At 63.3% G+C, this 15510-nt stretch carries 16 protein-coding genes; 9 read left to right on the forward strand and 7 right to left on the reverse strand.

All coding sequences use genetic code 11. The annotated features are described in order from the left end of the window. Positions 1-88 precede the first annotated feature (88 nt). The 3 genes from ACN9MU_RS30590 to ACN9MU_RS30600 all read left to right on the forward strand — a co-directional run bounded on the left by ACN9MU_RS30590 (position 89) and on the right by ACN9MU_RS30600 (position 3136). Positions 89-358, forward strand: coding sequence for a GlsB/YeaQ/YmgE family stress response membrane protein (locus tag ACN9MU_RS30590; RefSeq protein WP_130309989.1), 270 nt, complete (start codon positions 89-91; stop codon positions 356-358). A gap of 214 nt (positions 359-572) precedes the next feature. Next, a complete protein-coding gene (locus tag ACN9MU_RS30595; protein WP_426165868.1) occupies positions 573-824 on the forward strand; it encodes a hypothetical protein in 252 nt (83 codons plus the stop codon). A 149-nt stretch (positions 825-973) separates the two neighbouring features. Further along, positions 974-3136, forward strand: a complete 2163-nt coding sequence (locus tag ACN9MU_RS30600) for a S46 family peptidase (protein ID WP_426343885.1) — start codon at positions 974-976, stop codon at positions 3134-3136. A gap of 118 nt (positions 3137-3254) precedes the next feature. Here ACN9MU_RS30600 and ACN9MU_RS30605 read toward each other — a convergent pair whose 3' ends face one another. Continuing rightward, positions 3255-3578, reverse strand: a complete 324-nt coding sequence (locus ACN9MU_RS30605; protein WP_426165872.1) for a DMT family transporter — start codon at positions 3576-3578, stop codon at positions 3255-3257. Further along, the gene (locus ACN9MU_RS30610) at positions 3575-4189 is read right to left on the reverse strand and encodes a glutathione S-transferase family protein (RefSeq protein ID WP_426165874.1); all 615 of its coding nucleotides are present in this window, start codon (positions 4187-4189) and stop codon (positions 3575-3577) included. Before ACN9MU_RS30610 ends, ACN9MU_RS30605 begins: the two co-directional genes overlap by 4 nt. 91 nt (positions 4190-4280) lie before the next feature. Between ACN9MU_RS30610 and ACN9MU_RS30615 the strand changes: the two genes are divergently transcribed. Genes ACN9MU_RS30615 through ACN9MU_RS30640 form a run of 6 tightly spaced genes read left to right on the forward strand, consistent with a single transcriptional unit; the run spans position 4281 to position 10829 of the window. Beyond that, a complete protein-coding gene (locus ACN9MU_RS30615) occupies positions 4281-5180 on the forward strand; it encodes a LysR family transcriptional regulator (RefSeq protein ID WP_426343886.1) in 900 nt (299 codons plus the stop codon). Between the two features lie 32 nt (positions 5181-5212). Beyond that, positions 5213-5776, forward strand: coding sequence for an NADPH-dependent FMN reductase (locus ACN9MU_RS30620; protein ID WP_426343887.1), 564 nt, complete (start codon positions 5213-5215; stop codon positions 5774-5776). Between the two features lie 36 nt (positions 5777-5812). Next, on the forward strand, positions 5813-7522 hold the full coding sequence (locus ACN9MU_RS30625) for a M14 family zinc carboxypeptidase (RefSeq protein ID WP_426343888.1): 1710 nt from the start codon (positions 5813-5815) through the stop codon (positions 7520-7522). 10 nt (positions 7523-7532) lie between these two features. After that, positions 7533-9689: an FUSC family membrane protein gene (locus ACN9MU_RS30630; RefSeq protein ID WP_426343889.1), complete on the forward strand. Its 2157-nt coding sequence runs from the start codon at positions 7533-7535 to the stop codon at positions 9687-9689. 8 nt (positions 9690-9697) lie between these two features. Beyond that, entirely contained in the window at positions 9698-9982 is a 285-nt protein-coding gene (locus ACN9MU_RS30635) for a YkgJ family cysteine cluster protein (protein WP_426165884.1), read from the forward strand. 7 nt (positions 9983-9989) lie between these two features. Beyond that, positions 9990-10829 carry an isocitrate lyase/PEP mutase family protein gene (locus tag ACN9MU_RS30640; protein ID WP_426165886.1) on the forward strand — a complete coding sequence of 280 codons (840 nt, stop codon included), beginning with the start codon at positions 9990-9992 and terminating at the stop codon, positions 10827-10829. Here the strand turns inward: ACN9MU_RS30640 and ACN9MU_RS30645 are convergent. The 5 genes from ACN9MU_RS30645 to ACN9MU_RS30665 are packed head-to-tail and all read right to left on the reverse strand — an operon-like array spanning position 10815 to position 15508. Further along, positions 10815-10976 (reverse strand): hypothetical protein, encoded by a 162-nt coding sequence (locus ACN9MU_RS30645; RefSeq protein ID WP_426343890.1) that lies wholly within the window; start codon positions 10974-10976, stop codon positions 10815-10817. The genes ACN9MU_RS30640 and ACN9MU_RS30645 overlap by 15 nt on opposite strands. Beyond that, positions 10973-11122, reverse strand: a complete 150-nt coding sequence (locus ACN9MU_RS30650; RefSeq protein ID WP_426343891.1) for a hypothetical protein — start codon at positions 11120-11122, stop codon at positions 10973-10975. Before ACN9MU_RS30650 ends, ACN9MU_RS30645 begins: the two co-directional genes overlap by 4 nt. An 11-nt stretch (positions 11123-11133) precedes the next feature. Further along, the gene (locus tag ACN9MU_RS30655) at positions 11134-11952 is read right to left on the reverse strand and encodes a hypothetical protein (protein ID WP_426343892.1); all 819 of its coding nucleotides are present in this window, start codon (positions 11950-11952) and stop codon (positions 11134-11136) included. A 48-nt stretch (positions 11953-12000) separates the two neighbouring features. Next, positions 12001-13551, reverse strand: a complete 1551-nt coding sequence (locus ACN9MU_RS30660; protein WP_426165892.1) for a diguanylate cyclase — start codon at positions 13549-13551, stop codon at positions 12001-12003. 7 nt (positions 13552-13558) lie between these two features. After that, entirely contained in the window at positions 13559-15508 is a 1950-nt protein-coding gene (locus tag ACN9MU_RS30665; RefSeq protein WP_426165894.1) for a S9 family peptidase, read from the reverse strand. Positions 15509-15510 lie beyond the last annotated feature (2 nt).

Here is a 15510-nt window from a genome sequence, read left to right on the forward strand (position 1 = left end):
CAGCGCCCTGCATATCTGTACGTTCGCGCACGGAATATCCGTCCGCGCATGTCCTACACTGGAATCATCAACAATAAGGGGGGCGGATATGAACTTCATTATCTGGATTGTGATTGGCGGCATCCTGGGCTGGCTGGCCAGCCTGGTCATGAAAACGGACGCGCAACAGGGCATGTTCCTCAACGTGGTGGTCGGTATCGTCGGCGCTCTCCTGGGCGGCTGGCTGTTGTCGCCGCTATTCGGAACAGGCACCATCAATACGGACGATTTCAGCGTACTGTCGCTGGCGGTCTCGTTCCTCGGGGCGGTGATCCTGCTGGCGATCGTGAACCTGGTCTTCCGCGGACGGGTCAGATAGGGCGTAAAGATTCCTCACAGGCCAGCGCTGCGGCGCTGGCTTTTTTTTCGCCTTTGCGGAACTTCCCGTGGTATCTGGCGTCCCACGCAGCACCAATAGCAAGGGAGGCTGCGATGGCACAGGGACCGACGGAGCATGACCGTATCAGCAATGTCGAAAAAGCGCTTGATGGACAGAACTTACTCGGGAGCAATTTCGAGACATCCTGAAGCGGATGGATGCTGCGCAAGTGCAGGCCGACGCGAAATACGAGCGCCAGTTAGCCCGGATGGATGCCGAGCACGCGCAGGGCGAAGCGAAATTTGAACATCAGCTAGCACGCAGCGATGCCCTGAATGCGGAAGGGCGGCGGCGCCACGATGAGCTGATCGCGCGAATGGATCGCAAGTTCGACCGCCTGACGATCCTGATCCTTACCTCCTGGCTCTCGACGCTGGCCACCGAACTCTACCTCCACTTGCGCTGACACAACCAATGCCGCAGTGCAACAATTCAACATCCCGGCAAATTTTCTTCAGTTTTGGGCCGTTTTTTTGGTGTTGACGCCAGGCGCCGCCGTGCCGATACTCTAGGGCGCCTGCAAAAAAGGCTGCCACAACAACCAATTCACGATCCATGAAAAAATCACTCCTCGCGCTCGCCGTCCTGAGCACCACCTCCGCAGCCTTCGCAGACGAAGGCATGTGGATGCCGCAGCAACTGCCACAAGTAGCCAAGCAACTGAAAGCCGCCGGCCTGAAGCTGGACCCAGCCTCGCTGACCAAGCTGACCGAGTTCCCGATGAACGCCATCGTCAGCCTGGGCGGCTGCTCCGCGTCCTTCGTGTCGCCGCAGGGCCTGGTCGTGACCAACCACCACTGCGTGTACAACAGCGTGGCGGTCAACTCCACCAAGGAACGCGACCTGCTGGCCAACGGCTTCGTGGCGCACAGCCTCGACCAGGAACTGCCGGCCGCGCCGGGCAGCCGCGTGTTCGTGACCAAGGAAGTGCTGAACGTCACCGACAAGGTCATCACCCCGGAAGTGGCCAAGCTGCAGGGCAAGGCGCGCGTGGACGCGATCGAGAAGAACCAGAAGGCCCTGGTAGCGGAATGCGAAAAGGATGAAGGCCACCGCTGCACGGTGTCGTCCTTCTACGGCGGCCTGGAGTTCTACCAGATCAAGCAGCTGGAAATCCGCGACGTGCGCCTGGTGCACGCACCGGCAGCCGGCGTCGGCAAATTCGGCGGTGACACCGACAACTGGATGTGGCCGCGCCACACCGGCGACTACGGCTTCTACCGCGCCTACGTGAGCAAAGACGGCAAGGCCGCCGACTACTCCAAGGACAACGTGCCTTACGAGCCCAAGTCGTTCCTGAAGCTGGCGAAAGAAGGCGTGAAGGAAGGCGACTTCGTGATGGTGCTGGGCTACCCTGGTCGCACCAACCGCCACCGCCTGCCGTCCGAAGTGTCGAACACCTTCGGCTTCGAATACCCGGCCTTCATCCAGAACTCGAATGAGACCCTGGCCATCATCGACCGCGAAACCAAGGGCGACCGCGATGCGGCCCTGAAGGTGGCCGGCCGCGTCGCCAACATCAACAACTACTACAAGAACCGCAAGGGCATGTTGAACAGCTACGAAGGCAGCGATGTCCTCGAGCGCAAGACCGCCGAACATGCAGCACTGAAGGCATGGGTGAACGCCGACGCCAAGCGCAAGGCAAGCTTCGGCGCCGACCTGGAAGCCGTGGAAAAGCTGATCGCCCAGCGCGACGCCGAGAACAAGCGCGACTTCTTCTACGACCGCTCCTCGCCAGCCATGCTGACCGTGGCGCGCGCGATGTACCGCCTGGCCAACGAAAGCACCAAGCCTAACGCCGACCGCAAAGCCGGCTACCAGGAACGCGACGTCAAGCGCATCGAGCAATCCGTCAAAGGCGCCAACAAGACGTATGTGGCCAAGGTCGACAAGGCGATCGTGCTGAACAACCTGAAGCAATACAACGCACAGCCGGCGGCCGAACACAACGCTGTATTCGACGCCGTGCTGGGCATCAAGGCCGGCATGAGCGAAGCCGAACTGTCGGCCGCGCTGGACAAGCTGTACGCCGGCTCCAAGCTGGAAGACGGCGAGTTCCGCGCCTCCTGGCTGGGCAAGAAGCCGGAAGACTTCAAGGCCAGCGACGACGCCTTCATCAAGGCAGCCGTGGCACTGTACGACGAAGGCATGAAGCAGGAAGCCGCCAACGAAGAACTGGCCGGCAAGATCCAGCAGTCCTACGCGAACTACATGAAGGCCAAGATCGCCTTCATGAATTCGAAAGGCCAGGCGGTATATCCTGACGCGAACAGCACCCTGCGGGTGACGTTCGGCAAGATCGCCAGCCGCGCGGAAGGCGCTGACGGCACCACCGGCTGGTCCGCCTTCACCACCGTGGCAGGCGTGAAAGCCAAGGCCACCGGCGAAGGCGAGTTCAACGCCCCGCAAGCGCAGCTCGACGCGATCAACAAGAAGCAGTTCGGCAAATACGTCGATCCCAAGCTGAAGTCGGTGCCGGTGAACTTCCTGGCCACGCTGGACATCACCGGCGGCAACTCCGGTTCCGCCGCGCTGAACTCGAAAGCCGAGCTGGTAGGCCTGGCGTTCGACGGCACGCTCGACTCGATCATCTCGGACTGGGACTTCAACAAAGCCAAGACCCGCGACATCCAGGTCGACCTGCGCTACATGCTGTGGAACATGAAGTACATCGACAAGGCCGACAACCTGCTGAAGGAAATGAACGCCGAGTAATCCACGGCCCAGCTCGTGTCACACCTTGGGGTCACACCCCAAGTGTGACACGAACACAAGCATTACACGGCTGAGCCCGTGTCACTCTCGGGGTGTGACCCCATGGTGTGACACGGGCTCAGCCGTTTGTGAGCTTGAGGCCGGCGATGCTGGCGATGATGGCGGCGATTAGCAACAGCCGCAACGGTGTGGCACTTTCGCCGTATGCGACGATTCCTACCAGGGCGGCGCCTGCCGCTCCAATTCCCGTAAAGACCGCAAACGCTGTGCCGACCGGCAGTTGGCGCAGGGCCATCGCCAGCAGCACGATCGCGCCGTTGGCGAACGCCAGGCCGAAGAGGCTGGGCCAGAGCCGGGTCCAGCCTTCGGCGTGCTTGAGCGCTACGGCCATGGCGATGTCCACTAGCGCCGCTGCCAGCAACAGGCCCCACGCGGCAATCATGGCTTTGCTGCGGCCAGGCCGCGCTGCACGGCCGGACGCGCGCCTATGCGCTCGACCCAATCCGCCACCGCCGGGAAATCAGCCAGCGTGACGCCCAGCTCGTGGTGCGAGCGTATCCACGGGAAGCTGGCAATATCGGCAATCGTGTATTCGTCGCCCGCCAGGAAGGCCTTGTCGTGCAGGCGTTCTTCGAACACACCCAGCAAGCGCAAGGTCTCGCGGCCGTAGCGTTCCAGCGCCTGCTCGTTGCGCGGACTTCCCTTGGCAACGCCATGGCGGAAGAACCACAACTGCCCTAGCATCGGCCCGATATGTCCCACCTGCAGGAACAGCCATTGCAGCGCCACGCTGCGCTCCACGCCGGAGGCCGGCAGCAGCTTGCCGGCCTTGTCGGCCAAGTGGATCAGGATCGCGCCCGATTCGAAGACCGGCGTGGTGTCGTCCACCAGCAGCGGAATCTTGTGGTTCGGGCTCATGGCACTGAACGGCGGCTGGTGTTGCTCGCCCGCGGACAGGTTCACATGGTGTACCTTGTGCGGCAGGCCCAGTTCTTCCAGCGCGATGGTGATCTTTTGCCCGTTGGGCGTGTCGGCGGTGTACAGGGTTAGCATGGTCGGCTCCTTTCGTGTTTTGATGGAGCCCAGTGTATGCCCCGCAAAAACGCATTAAAATTCCCTAAAACAGCAGAACGGTTAAGCAAATATGCAGAAACTTGACTGGGAGGACTTGCGCTACTTCGCTGCCGTCGCGCGCGGCGGTTCCATCTCGGCCGCAGCCCGTGAGCTAGGCGTCAACCATTCCACCGTGCTGCGCCGGATCGATAGCCTGGAGCAGTCGCTCGGCGTGCGCCTGTTCGAACGCCTGCAGTCCGGCTATGTGATGACCGGCGCTGGCGAGACCCTGCGCGGCCGCCTTGGCCCCATCGAGGAGGAAATCGGCAGCGCCCAGCGCGAAGTGGGCGGCCTGGATGAAGAACTGCGCGGCGCCATCCGCCTGACCACCACCGACACGCTGGCGCATGGCCTGCTGATGCCTTACCTGCACCGCTTCCAGGAAGCCCACCCTGCGGTGCAGCTGCAACTGGTTGTCAACAACAGCTTCCTTAACCTCACCCAGCGCGAAGCCGACATGGCGCTGCGTCCGTCGAACACGCCGCCGGCCAACCTGGTCGGACGCAAGGTGGGTGCCCTGGCGACGGCGCTGTATGCCTCCCACGCCTACCTGCGCCGCGCCGATCGCGAGGGCATCGCACGCGACGACTGGGCGGCGCACCGTTGGGTGGCGCCGGACGACAGCCTGTCCCACCTGGCGGCGGCCCAATGGCTGGCCGAGCGCGTGCCGCCATCGCAAGTGGCGGTGCGCACCGACAGCCTGGTGACCATGGTCGACGCCGCGCGCAACGGCATGGGCGTGGCGCCCCTGCTGTGCATGCTGGCCGACCGCGAGCGCGCGCTGGAGCAGTTGGCCCCGCCCGACCCGCGCTTCCATACCCAGCTCTGGGTGCTGAGCCACCGCGACTTGCGCAACGTGGCGCGCATCAAGGCCCTCAGCCAGTTCCTGTATGACGCGCTGCGACAGGACGCGCATGTTTTCCCCGCTTGATGTACATTGTCTGTTTTACAAGGAGCCACACCATGACCAAGAAAATCGCCCTCATCGTCGGCAGCCTGCGCAAGGATTCGCTGAACCGCAAATTCGCCAACGCGCTGGTGGAAGTGGCGCCGGCCGAGCTGCAATTCGAGTTCGTCGACATCGGCGACCTGCCGCTGTACAACCAGGACCTGGACGACGCCAACACTCCGCCTGCCGCCTGGACTGCCTTCCGCGACAAACTGCGCAATGTGGACGGCGTGGTCTTCGCGACGCCGGAATACAACCGCGGCACGCCCGGCGCCCTGAAGAACGCCATCGACGTCGGCTCGCGTCCATGGGGCAAGAGCATCTGGGCTGCCAATCCGGTAGGCGTGATTTCCGCCTCCATCGGAGCGGTGGGTGGTTTTGCGGCCAATATGCAGGTGCGCCAGTCCATGGTGACGCTGAACGCGCCCGTCATGGCCGGCCCGGAGGTCTACATTGGCACCGGCCAGAACCTGCTCGGCGAAGACGGCAAGGTCAATAACGACAAGACCAGGGAAGTGCTGGCCGGCTGGGCCGCCGCTTTCGCGAAATGGGTGGAGGCTAATGGCCGCAAGGGCTGAACCCGGGGCCAAATGGTAAAATCGCTGATCCCCCACATGCAGAAACCTGAGATCCAGACCATGCAAGAAATGCTCACGCCTTACGAAAAAGGCAATAAGAACCAGACTACCCTCTGGACCGAGTGCATCGCCTTCTACGAAGAACTGGCACGCCGCTTCCCGAATATCCTGAAATTTGAACAGGCAGCCGAGTCGGACGGCGGCATCCCCCTGCATGTGGGCGTGGTCAGCGCCGACGGCGTTTTCGACCGCGAAACGATCAAGCGTGAAGGCCGTACGGTCTTCTTCAACAACAACGGCATCCATCCTGGCGAGCCGGAAGGCATCGACTCCTGCATGGCGACCGTGCGCGACCTGTGCTTCAAGCCGGAGCTGCTGGCAAGCCTGGGCAAGACCGTGCTGCTGTTCGTCCCAGTCTATAACGTGGACGGCTGCCTGAATCGCCAGAACACCTCGCGCGCCAACCAGGACGGCCCGGAGATGTTCGGCTTCCGCGGCAACAGCCGCCACCTGGACCTGAACCGCGACTTCGTCAAATGCGACACGCTGAACGCGAAGTTCTTCAACCAGCTGATCACCGCCTGGGACCCGGACGTGATGGTCGACACCCACACTTCCAACGGCGCCGACTACAGCTACACCATGACCCTGATCCACACCCAATGCGACAAGCTGGGTGGTGAACTGGGTGCCTTCCTGCGCGACACCATGCTGCCGCAGATCTATGAGGACATGGCCGCCGCCGGGTGGCCGACCTGCCCTTACGTGAACCCTGTGGTGGAAACCCCGGATGACGGCATCGCCGACTTCTTGGAAACCGCACGCTTCTCGACCGGCTTCACCGCCCTGCATAACATCATCGGCTTCATGCCGGAGACGCATATGCTGAAGCCTTACGCCGACCGCTACGAGTCGATGCGCGCCCTGGTCGACACCGTGCGCAACTTCACCGTCAAGCACGGCGAACAGATCAAGGCCTTGCGCGCGGCCACCAAGGCCGCGCAGCGCAAGCAAAAGGAATGGGCCGTCACCTGGCGCATGGACGAAGAGAATCCAGGCACCTTCCACTTCAAGGGCTACGAGGCGCAGCGCAGCCCGTCCAGGCTGGGCGACTACATCCGCCTGTCCTACGACCGCAGCAAGCCATGGGCGCGCGACATCAAGTGGTTCAACCGCTTCCCCGCCGATGCAGTGATCAGGGCGCCGAAGGCCTACGTCGTGCCGCAGCAATGGCGCGAAGCGGTCGAGCGCCTGCAGTGGAACGGCGTGCAGATGACACGCATCGAAGCGCCGACCACGGTGCAGGCCCAGTACTACCACATCAACAGCGTGACATCGCGCCCGACCGCCTACGAAGGCCACATGTTCCACGACGAAGTGGAAGTCGAAAAGCGCGAGGGCACGTTCGAGCTGAGGGCCGGCGACTGGTACATCTCGCTGGACCAGGACAACGCGCGCTACGCCGTCGAGACCCTGGAACCGCAAGGCCACGATTCCTTCTTCCGCTGGGGCTTATTCAACTCCGTCCTGGAGCGCAAGGAGAACATCTCCGACTACGTGTTTGAAGACCTGGCCGCCGACATCCTGGCTGCCGAACCGGAAACCAAAGCCAAGTTCGAGAACTGGAAAGCCGCCAACCCGGCGCTGGTGAAGGACAAGGACGCAGTGCTGCACTTCATCTTCCACAACTGCCAGCGACAGCGCGAGCCGGAATGGCGCCGCTACCCTGTCCTGTCGATTGTGTAAGACGGGGACCATGCACTACGCACTAGACCCCCGCACCTTCTTCTACAGTCACTACTTCCACTTGGGCCTGCGCTTCGGCGCCGGCCTGGTGGGCGTTATTGCGCTGGCCATGTGGCTGACCGACACGCATACCGCGATGTCGATCGGCATTGGCGCGCTGTGCACTGCGTTGATGGACATGCCAAGCCCGCTGCGCCACAAATTCAACGAGATGATGGCATCGGTGCTGCTATGCACCGCCGTCACCCTGCTGATCAGCCTGTGCGGGCCTTATTACTGGCTGCTGATGCCGATGCTGGTGGCGGTGAGCTTCTTCGCCAGCATGATGGTCGTGTATGGCAAGAAGTCGATGCCGCTGCAACTGGCGACGCTGTTCATCATGACCATGTCGACCGAGCATGTGCTGACGCCGGCGCAGTCGTTCGCGCACGCCGGCCTGTTCATGCTTGGCGCACTGGCTTACCTGGCGTATGCCATGGGCATTGCCTGGGTGCTGCGCCACCGCATCAAGCAGCAGGTGCTGGCGGAGGCGCTGTTTGAGCTGGCGGCCTATATCGACATCAAGGCCGACTTCTACGACACGCGCTACAACCTCACCGAGCAGTTCAACAAGCTGGTGCGCCACCAGGCCTTGCTGGCCGACCGCCAGCAGGCCTCGCGCGACCTGATCCTGCGCGCGCACAACAACCGCAAGGATGCGGTGGTGGTGCAGATCCACGTCTGCATGCTGGACCTGTACGAGCAGGTGCTCGCCACGCACACCGATTATGCGGCGCTGCGTACCCACCTGCTCGACTCGCCCGCGCTGCGCACCCTGCACGGCCTGGCGTACAAGGCGGCGCGCGATATCGAATCCGTCGCGTATGCCGTGACCCGCAAGCGCGCTTCCTACCCGGAAGTCGACTACACGCCCGAACTGGCGGCGCTCGAGCAGCAGATCGCCGGCCTGCAGGACGACCTGGATGCCGGCAAGCCGCGGCGTGAAGCGGTCACCGTGCTGCGCGCGCAGCGCAACAAGATCACCGCCATCATCCGCATGATCGGCGAGCTGCACGTGTCGAGCCAGAAGGTCTACGAAGACACGCCGTTCTGGCGCGACATGGACATGCAGCCCTTCCTGTCGCAGCAGAAGTACGAACTGCAGCTCATGCTGTCGCACTTCCGCATGGATTCGCCGATCTTCCGTTTCGCCTTGCGGGTATCGATGGCGATTGCCGCCGGGCTGGCGATCGGCGCGATGCTGCCGTACAAGGCACACAGCTACTGGATCGTGCTGACCATCGTTATCATCCTGAAGCCCAGCTTCAGCATGACCAAGCAGCGCCGCTCGGACCGCATTGTCGGCACCATCATCGGCTGCATCATCACGGCCGTGGTGCTGAAGTTCATGGACCACCCGGCGGCAATCCTGACGGTGCTGGTGCTGTCCTGCATCGCCACCCCGACCTTCATCTACCTGCGCTACCGCTACGCGGCGATTGCAGTGTCGGTGATGATCCTGCTGTGGATGTACCTGGTCGCGCCAAGCAGCAACCTGATCTCCGAGCGCCTGGTGGACACCTTCGTCGGCGCCGCGATCGCGACTGCCTTCAGCTTCGTGCTCGCGAACTGGGAATACCAATCGCTGCCGCACCTGATCAGGCAAGTGCTGTCGGTGAACCTGAGCTATATGGAAGCCAGCTTCGACCTGCTGCAAGGGAAGTACCGCAACGACTTCATTTATCGCATCCAGCGCAAGCGGCTGATGGATTCGCTGGCCGCGCTGAGCGCCGCGCTGGTGCGCATGCTGGATGAGCCGGAAAGCAAGCAGCGCGCGGCGGAGGACATCAACCTGTTCATCGTGCAGAACTACTTGCTGGTGGCGCACGTTGCCGCCCTGCGCGCGATCCTGCGCCGCCACGTGCGCGACATCCCGAGCGATGCGGTAAATGCCATGCTGGATGCCAGCCACGCCTCCGTATGCCGCACGCTGACGGTGGCACTGTCGCGCCATACCGGCGCCACGCCTCCGGCAGCACCGCTGCGCCGCGAGCCGCTTGCCGAGCCGGAAGTCGCCTGGTCCGGCTGGCCGCTGGTGCAGCGACGCATCCGCCTGCTCCAGGCAGATGCGGATAAAATCATCGTTCATAGTGAAGCGATTGTTCGCAACGTTGCAAACGGTGATTGAGGAATGGGATGTCGCACTGCCAAAGCTGCGGCGCATGCTGCGCCAGTTTCAGGGTTTCGTTCTACTGGGGCGAAGCTGTTCCCGCACACCTGACGGTACCCATCACGCCTCACCGTGCCGCCATGCGCGGCACGGAATCCAGGCCGGTGCGCTGCATCGCGCTTGAAGGGGAGGTGGGCAAGGCTGTCGGCTGCAGCATCTACGCCGAACGCTCCTCCACCTGCCGCGACTTCACCGAATACACCCCTGAATGCAACAAGGCCCGCGCCATGCACGGGCTTCCGCCAATTTGAGGACATCATGAAAAGCCAGCTTGAGAAATCGAAGGAGTTCGAAGCACTGCATAGGAACGGCGCCTGTTTTGTCATTCCCAACCCGTGGGATTGCGGCTCGGCGCGATTGCTGCAGCATCTCGGCTTCAGGGCGCTGGCCTCCACCGGCGCCGGCTACGCTTTTTCCCAAGGGCGCAGCGACCTGAGTGTCGACGCGCAGGCCATGATGCCGCACTTGGCCGAGCTGGCCGCCGCCACCGACCTTCCAGTCTCTGCGGACCTGCAGAACGGCTTCGGAGACGCACCGGAAGCGGCAGCCCGGGCCATCATCGAAGCTGCCAGGGCGGGTGTGGTCGGCGGTTCCATCGAGGATGCCAGCGGCAATGCCGGCCAGCCGGTCTACGATATCGGCCTGGCTGCCGAAAGGATTCGCGCAGCGGCACAGGCAGCCCGGTCGCTCGGCTTCAAATTCATGCTGACGGCTCGCGCGGAAAACTACCTATACGGGCGCCCGGACCTCAGGGACACGATCCAGCGCCTGCAGGCCTACCAGGAAGCGGGCGCGGACGTGCTGTTCGCGCCTGGCATCCAGTCGAAAGACGATATCCGTGCCATCGTGTCCTCAGTTGACCGGCCGCTGAACGTGATCATGGGATTCCAGGGTGTCCAGCTCACTGTTGACGAACTGCGCGAGCTTGGCGTGGCCCGCGTGAGCTTGGGCGGTTCGCTGGCCCGCGCAGCTTATGGCGCCTTGCTGCGCGCGGCAACCGAAGTGCAGTCTTCCGGCACTTTCAGCTATGCAGAAGAGGCCATTCCGGCCAAAGAGATGAACCGCATCTTTTCTGCCGGCGACTTATTTGCCCGCTAGCCGTTCGCGGATCTTGCCGTCGACATACAGGGTCCGCTTCTCACCGGACACGACGTATTTGATCTCACAGTCGCGGGGAACAGTGCCGAACGAGCGTCCGTTGACGTAGACGATACGGTCCTTCAGCTCCACCGTTTCGCCGTTCATGACTGCGCTCCCGGTCTCGCGCGGATGACCGCCACGTTGTCGCCATGCTCCTGGCGAATCGATGCCGAGTTTGCCACCGGCTCCGCCGCATGGGACTGCATCAAGGCGAGCGCCAGGACGAGCGCCGCAGGATGGACAATTTTCATTCGGTTTCCATTCAAGCCTTGTTCGGTGCGACGTACAACTTCCCGCCTTTCACATCAAACACAACGCGATGACCGCGGAAAAAGGGCGCGCCCAGGATTCCGTCAAACGGTGCGCCATCGAGGTTGGTGTGATAGACCTTCATATCCAGCATCAGCGATCCGCTGATGTCGCGCAACTCGCAAGCCTGAGCCGTGTTGCAAGCCAGGCCGCGCTTGACAAGGTTGACCTGCGCGCCGGTATCCAGCACGAACTTGAGCTGTTTGCCGCCCGCGACCAGGGTTACCACCGGACCTTCTCCGCCGTATCGCAGATCAAGCGAGCGCCACTCCGGCGTCCCGAGCAGGGCCGCCTGTTCGGCATCGAGGATCGACATGGTCCGCCTCTTGTAATCGAACAGCAGCGGGAAATTGGCGAATGCCTCAAGGCCGATCGCACCGCCTTCACGCGCCCGTGTCAGTTCAGCTTCGGGTCCTTCCGGAGCGCCGCCCCATGTCGTGTGGGCCTGGCCGGCCACCGGAGCGAGCAGGGTCGAACCAACAATGACTTTTTCAGCCAGGAGGCGCGGCACCTCATAAACGTTGCCGTGAATGTCCTTGAACTTCTTCTTCTCGTCGAGGACCTTGACCGTGCCCGCCTTCTCGATGACCGCGGCAGGCAGCGATATGCCAAGCTTGCCGCCGGAATCGAACATGGCACGGGTCGACGCAGCCCCGACCGCGACGTTGATGAATGGAAGTCCGTTAATCAGTTCGACCGGAATGACGTCAGGCGCTGCGACGGCATGCTGGCTGATTGCTGCGGCGAGAACGAAGCTTGAGACGATACGCACTGGTTCGTGTCCTATGCATTGATGAAAGGGCAAGGATACCACCTGGCTTCAAGCGTGGCAGACCCGGTTGCGGCCCGATTCCTTTGCGCGGTAAAGCAGCGCATCAGCCTTTTGCAGCATGGTCTCGGCGCTGCCGGCCGCGATGTCGGCGTAGACGCCCATGCTCATGGTCACCTTCAGGTCCGGATGTACTTCATGCCATGGGAAGCCCTCAATCAGCGCACGCAGCTTGTCGCATAAGGCAACAGCTTGCGGTCCTCCGGTTTCGGGGAAGGCCATGACGAACTCCTCGCCGCCGTAGCGCGCAACCAGGTCCGACAGGCGCATATGCTTGCGCAAGATGCTGCCGACGTGGCGCAGCACAGTGTCGCCGGTGGCATGCGAATAAGTGTCGTTGATCTTCTTGAAGTGGTCGATATCGCAGATGACCAGCGCCAGCGGGCGCTTGTGCCGCACCGCCTGGTTGAACAGGGTGTTGGCCTGCTCGTCGAAGTGACGGCGGTTATAGAGTTGCGTCAGGGCGTCGCGGATACTGAGTTCGCGCAGCTGCTCCGCCTGTTCGAGGATAGTGGCGTGCGAGGTATTGAGCTCTTCGTGGCTGTGCGCCAGTTGCGCGCTCATGGCGTTGAAGGCAGTTGCCAGTGCGGCTACTTCGTCCTTGCCCTGCACCGGCACCTCCTGCCGCAGCTCGCCTTTCTGCATGCGCTTGGCGGCCCTGGTAAGGCCGCTCAGGCTGCGCGACAGGCCGCGGCTCAGCAGCACGCCGAGCAGCGTTGCCAGGCCTGCCGCGGCGGCAATGCCCCACAACAGCGAGTTGTACAGGGCATCCAGGTATTTCTGTTCCTGCGGCGTCGGTGCCAGCGTGCCCTCCGAGGACATGTAGGCGACGGTCTGGTTCTTTACCACGATGGCACGCGCCGAAGAACGCAGGTTTTCGGGCAGTGCTTCGCCATAGTGGAGCTGCCCGCCGCCAAGCAGCACACGGTAGCCAGCATCGGTCAGGATGAAGCGGAACGGAGGCGGTCCGTCGCGGCGCGGCGGCGGACCGGGAATCTCGCCCGGCGGGTGCTGCTCTCGCGCTTCCGGCATAGGACCAAAGCCATCGCGCGGCGGGCGCCGGACAGCGGGCAAGGTGGGATCTGGCGGCGCACCGCGATAATCAGGCGGCGGGAAGCCTCCATCCGGTGCGGGGGTGCCGCTGCTGCGGCGCGCGGCAGGCAAGTTCGGATCCGGCGGTGGTCCGCCGCCTTCGCGCGGCACATAGATGCCGGCCTGCGGCGGCGGCGCATATCGCGCCTGGTTGTTGATGCGCGGCGGCATGCGCTCCAGCATTTCGCTGGGCAGCTCGGCGCCGCCACGCCGCTCGCCTTCCTGGCGCCGCACGAAGCGGTCGAAGGATTCCGTTGCGATGGCGGTCTGCCAGTCGCCATACTCGGCCAGGTAGGCCGTCATGTAGGTATGGAAATGCTCTGCCGCCTGCTGCCGGCGCAGCGAGTCGACCTTGTAGTTTACGCTGACGTAGGCGACCGCGCCCACCAGGGCCACAGAACCAAGCCCTGTCGCCAGCAGGGCCGTCATCATCTTGTACCGCAATCGCATCGCTCGCTTACTCGCCCAGGTAACGTCCAAACCATTCGATGGTGCGCTTGCGCAGGTCCTGCTGGTGCTCCGGCTCGCGGATGCTGTGGCCTTCGCCCTCGTAGATCACCAGCGAGGTCGGCACGCCCATCGCCTTCAGGCCGTGCCAGAACTCCATCGACTGCACGGGCGGACATTCGACATCGCGTTCTCCGACGTACACCAGCGTTGGGGTGCGCGCCACCTTGATCGACTCGATCGGCGACAATTGGCGGTAGATCGCCGGGTCGTCGTAAGCGGAAGCTCCGAAGAATGGAATCATCCACTGGTCGATGCCGTTCTGGCCGTAGTAGGAGATCCAGTTCGCGATGCCGGCGCCGGCAACGGCGGCCTTGAAACGCTGCGAATGCGTCACTCCCCACATGGTCATGAAGCCGCCGTAGGAGTGGCCCATGAGCCCCAAGCGATTGGCATCGACCGGTGCCGCATCCGCCGCGGCGTCGATGCCGGCCAGGATGTCGCGCAGGTCGCCGCCGCCAAAGTCGCGGCGATTGGCGCGGGCGAAGTCCTGGCCCTGCCCGAAGCTGCCGCGCGGATTGGGCAGGAAGACGAAATAGCCCTTTTCCACCAGTTCGCGCAGCAGCGGGTTGCCCTGCTCGCCCGGCGATATGTAGCGCGGCGATGCCGCGGCAGCAGGACCGCCGTGCACCTGCACGATCATTGGATATTTCTTTCCCGGCACCAGGGTGCGGGGACCGATCAGCCAGCCCTGTACGTTAAAGCCTTCGCTCTTCCAACTGATATTCTGTACCGCGACTTGCGGTGCCAGGTGGGCATTGTCGTCGGTGATCGCGCGCATGGCGCCAACCGGGCCGGCCACGATGGCGGGTGCGTGCTCGAAGTCTTCCTGCAGTGCGGCGGCCTTGCTGCCGTCGTCGCTGAACGACATGCGTCCGTCGCCTGCGCCGGTCGACGCGGCGACGGAGCGCAGGATCGTGCTATGGCCCTGCGGATCCAGGGACAGCACGGTCGACTTCTCGCCCATCAGGGCATTGGCCAGCAAGTCCTTGCCGCGCCATGCGAGCGTATTGAAGGTGCCTTTGAAGCCAGGCGTCAGGTTGACCGGCTCGCCGCCCGCCAGCGGCACCGTGTAGACGTCGCCGCCCACAGAGCCGAAGTCGCTCATCAAGCCGCCAATGAAGGCCACGGTGCGGCCATCGGGCGAGACCCGCGGCATGTTCAGCTGCGTGGCAGGGCTGGCCACGATGCGCAGTGCGCCGCTGGCGGCATCAATTTGGGAAAGCTTGGCCATCCACCAGTTGTTGTCTCCATTGCCTTTGGCGCTGCTGGCAATGAAACCCTTGCCGTCCGGCGTCCAGTCGTATTCGTAGATGAAGGTATCGGCAGGCGACACCAGCTTGAGCGTGCCGCCAGCGGCCGGAATGGTGGCGATGCGCTGCGCATCTTCCTCTGCGCCGATCTCTCCTACCAGGCGCGCGCCGGCAGCCGTCGCGCCGGTTTCCTTTTTCGCGCCGATGGTGGCCAGCAGCGATAGCGTACGTCCGTCCGGAGACCAGCGCGCGGTACTGGCGACACCTTGCACGGTGGCCAGTGCTCGCGCCTTGCCGCCGGTTGCGATGTACAGCCACGCCGAAGAAGCGCGCTTGTCGCTGGCGACAAAGGCCAGCGCCTTGCCGTCCGGCGACCAGGACGGCTTGTCATAACTGCATGTGGAGCAAGGATCGAATTCGGCGGCGATGGCGCCGGTCGCGGCATTGCGAACGACCACGGTGGGGTGCGGGCGCTTGCCATTGCCGGTGTCGATGGATTCCAGCGACACGACGCGGTCGCCGGCTGGGGAAATCGCAACCGAGCGGTAGTCGCGGATGGCGGAGCCCGGAGACCCCGCCTGGGCAACCGCCCCAGAGATTATGGCCGTAGCCAGGAATGCTGTGTGGGCGATTGCTTTGACCTGCATTG

The sequence above is a fragment of the Pseudoduganella sp. R-32 genome (assembly GCF_049913245.1).
GTDB lineage: Bacteria > Pseudomonadota > Gammaproteobacteria > Burkholderiales > Burkholderiaceae_D > Rugamonas.

Coding starts and splice junctions, on each gene's coding strand:
- ACN9MU_RS30595 (WP_426165868.1), top strand. CDS start 573: ATGGATGCTGCGCAAGTGCAGGCCGACGCGAAATACGAGCGCCAGTTA.
- ACN9MU_RS30635 (WP_426165884.1), top strand. CDS start 9,698: ATGTCGCACTGCCAAAGCTGCGGCGCATGCTGCGCCAGTTTCAGGGTT.
- ACN9MU_RS30630 (WP_426343889.1), top strand. CDS start 7,533: ATGCACTACGCACTAGACCCCCGCACCTTCTTCTACAGTCACTACTTC.
- ACN9MU_RS30645 (WP_426343890.1), bottom strand. CDS start 10,976: ATGAACGGCGAAACGGTGGAGCTGAAGGACCGTATCGTCTACGTCAAC.
- ACN9MU_RS30660 (WP_426165892.1), bottom strand. CDS start 13,551: ATGCGATTGCGGTACAAGATGATGACGGCCCTGCTGGCGACAGGGCTT.
- ACN9MU_RS30590 (WP_130309989.1), top strand. CDS start 89: ATGAACTTCATTATCTGGATTGTGATTGGCGGCATCCTGGGCTGGCTG.
- ACN9MU_RS30600 (WP_426343885.1), top strand. CDS start 974: ATGAAAAAATCACTCCTCGCGCTCGCCGTCCTGAGCACCACCTCCGCA.
- ACN9MU_RS30620 (WP_426343887.1), top strand. CDS start 5,213: ATGACCAAGAAAATCGCCCTCATCGTCGGCAGCCTGCGCAAGGATTCG.
- ACN9MU_RS30615 (WP_426343886.1), top strand. CDS start 4,281: ATGCAGAAACTTGACTGGGAGGACTTGCGCTACTTCGCTGCCGTCGCG.
- ACN9MU_RS30650 (WP_426343891.1), bottom strand. CDS start 11,122: ATGAAAATTGTCCATCCTGCGGCGCTCGTCCTGGCGCTCGCCTTGATG.
- ACN9MU_RS30640 (WP_426165886.1), top strand. CDS start 9,990: ATGAAAAGCCAGCTTGAGAAATCGAAGGAGTTCGAAGCACTGCATAGG.
- ACN9MU_RS30610 (WP_426165874.1), bottom strand. CDS start 4,189: ATGCTAACCCTGTACACCGCCGACACGCCCAACGGGCAAAAGATCACC.
- ACN9MU_RS30665 (WP_426165894.1), bottom strand. CDS start 15,508: ATGCAGGTCAAAGCAATCGCCCACACAGCATTCCTGGCTACGGCCATA.
- ACN9MU_RS30625 (WP_426343888.1), top strand. CDS start 5,813: ATGCAGAAACCTGAGATCCAGACCATGCAAGAAATGCTCACGCCTTAC.
- ACN9MU_RS30605 (WP_426165872.1), bottom strand. CDS start 3,578: ATGATTGCCGCGTGGGGCCTGTTGCTGGCAGCGGCGCTAGTGGACATC.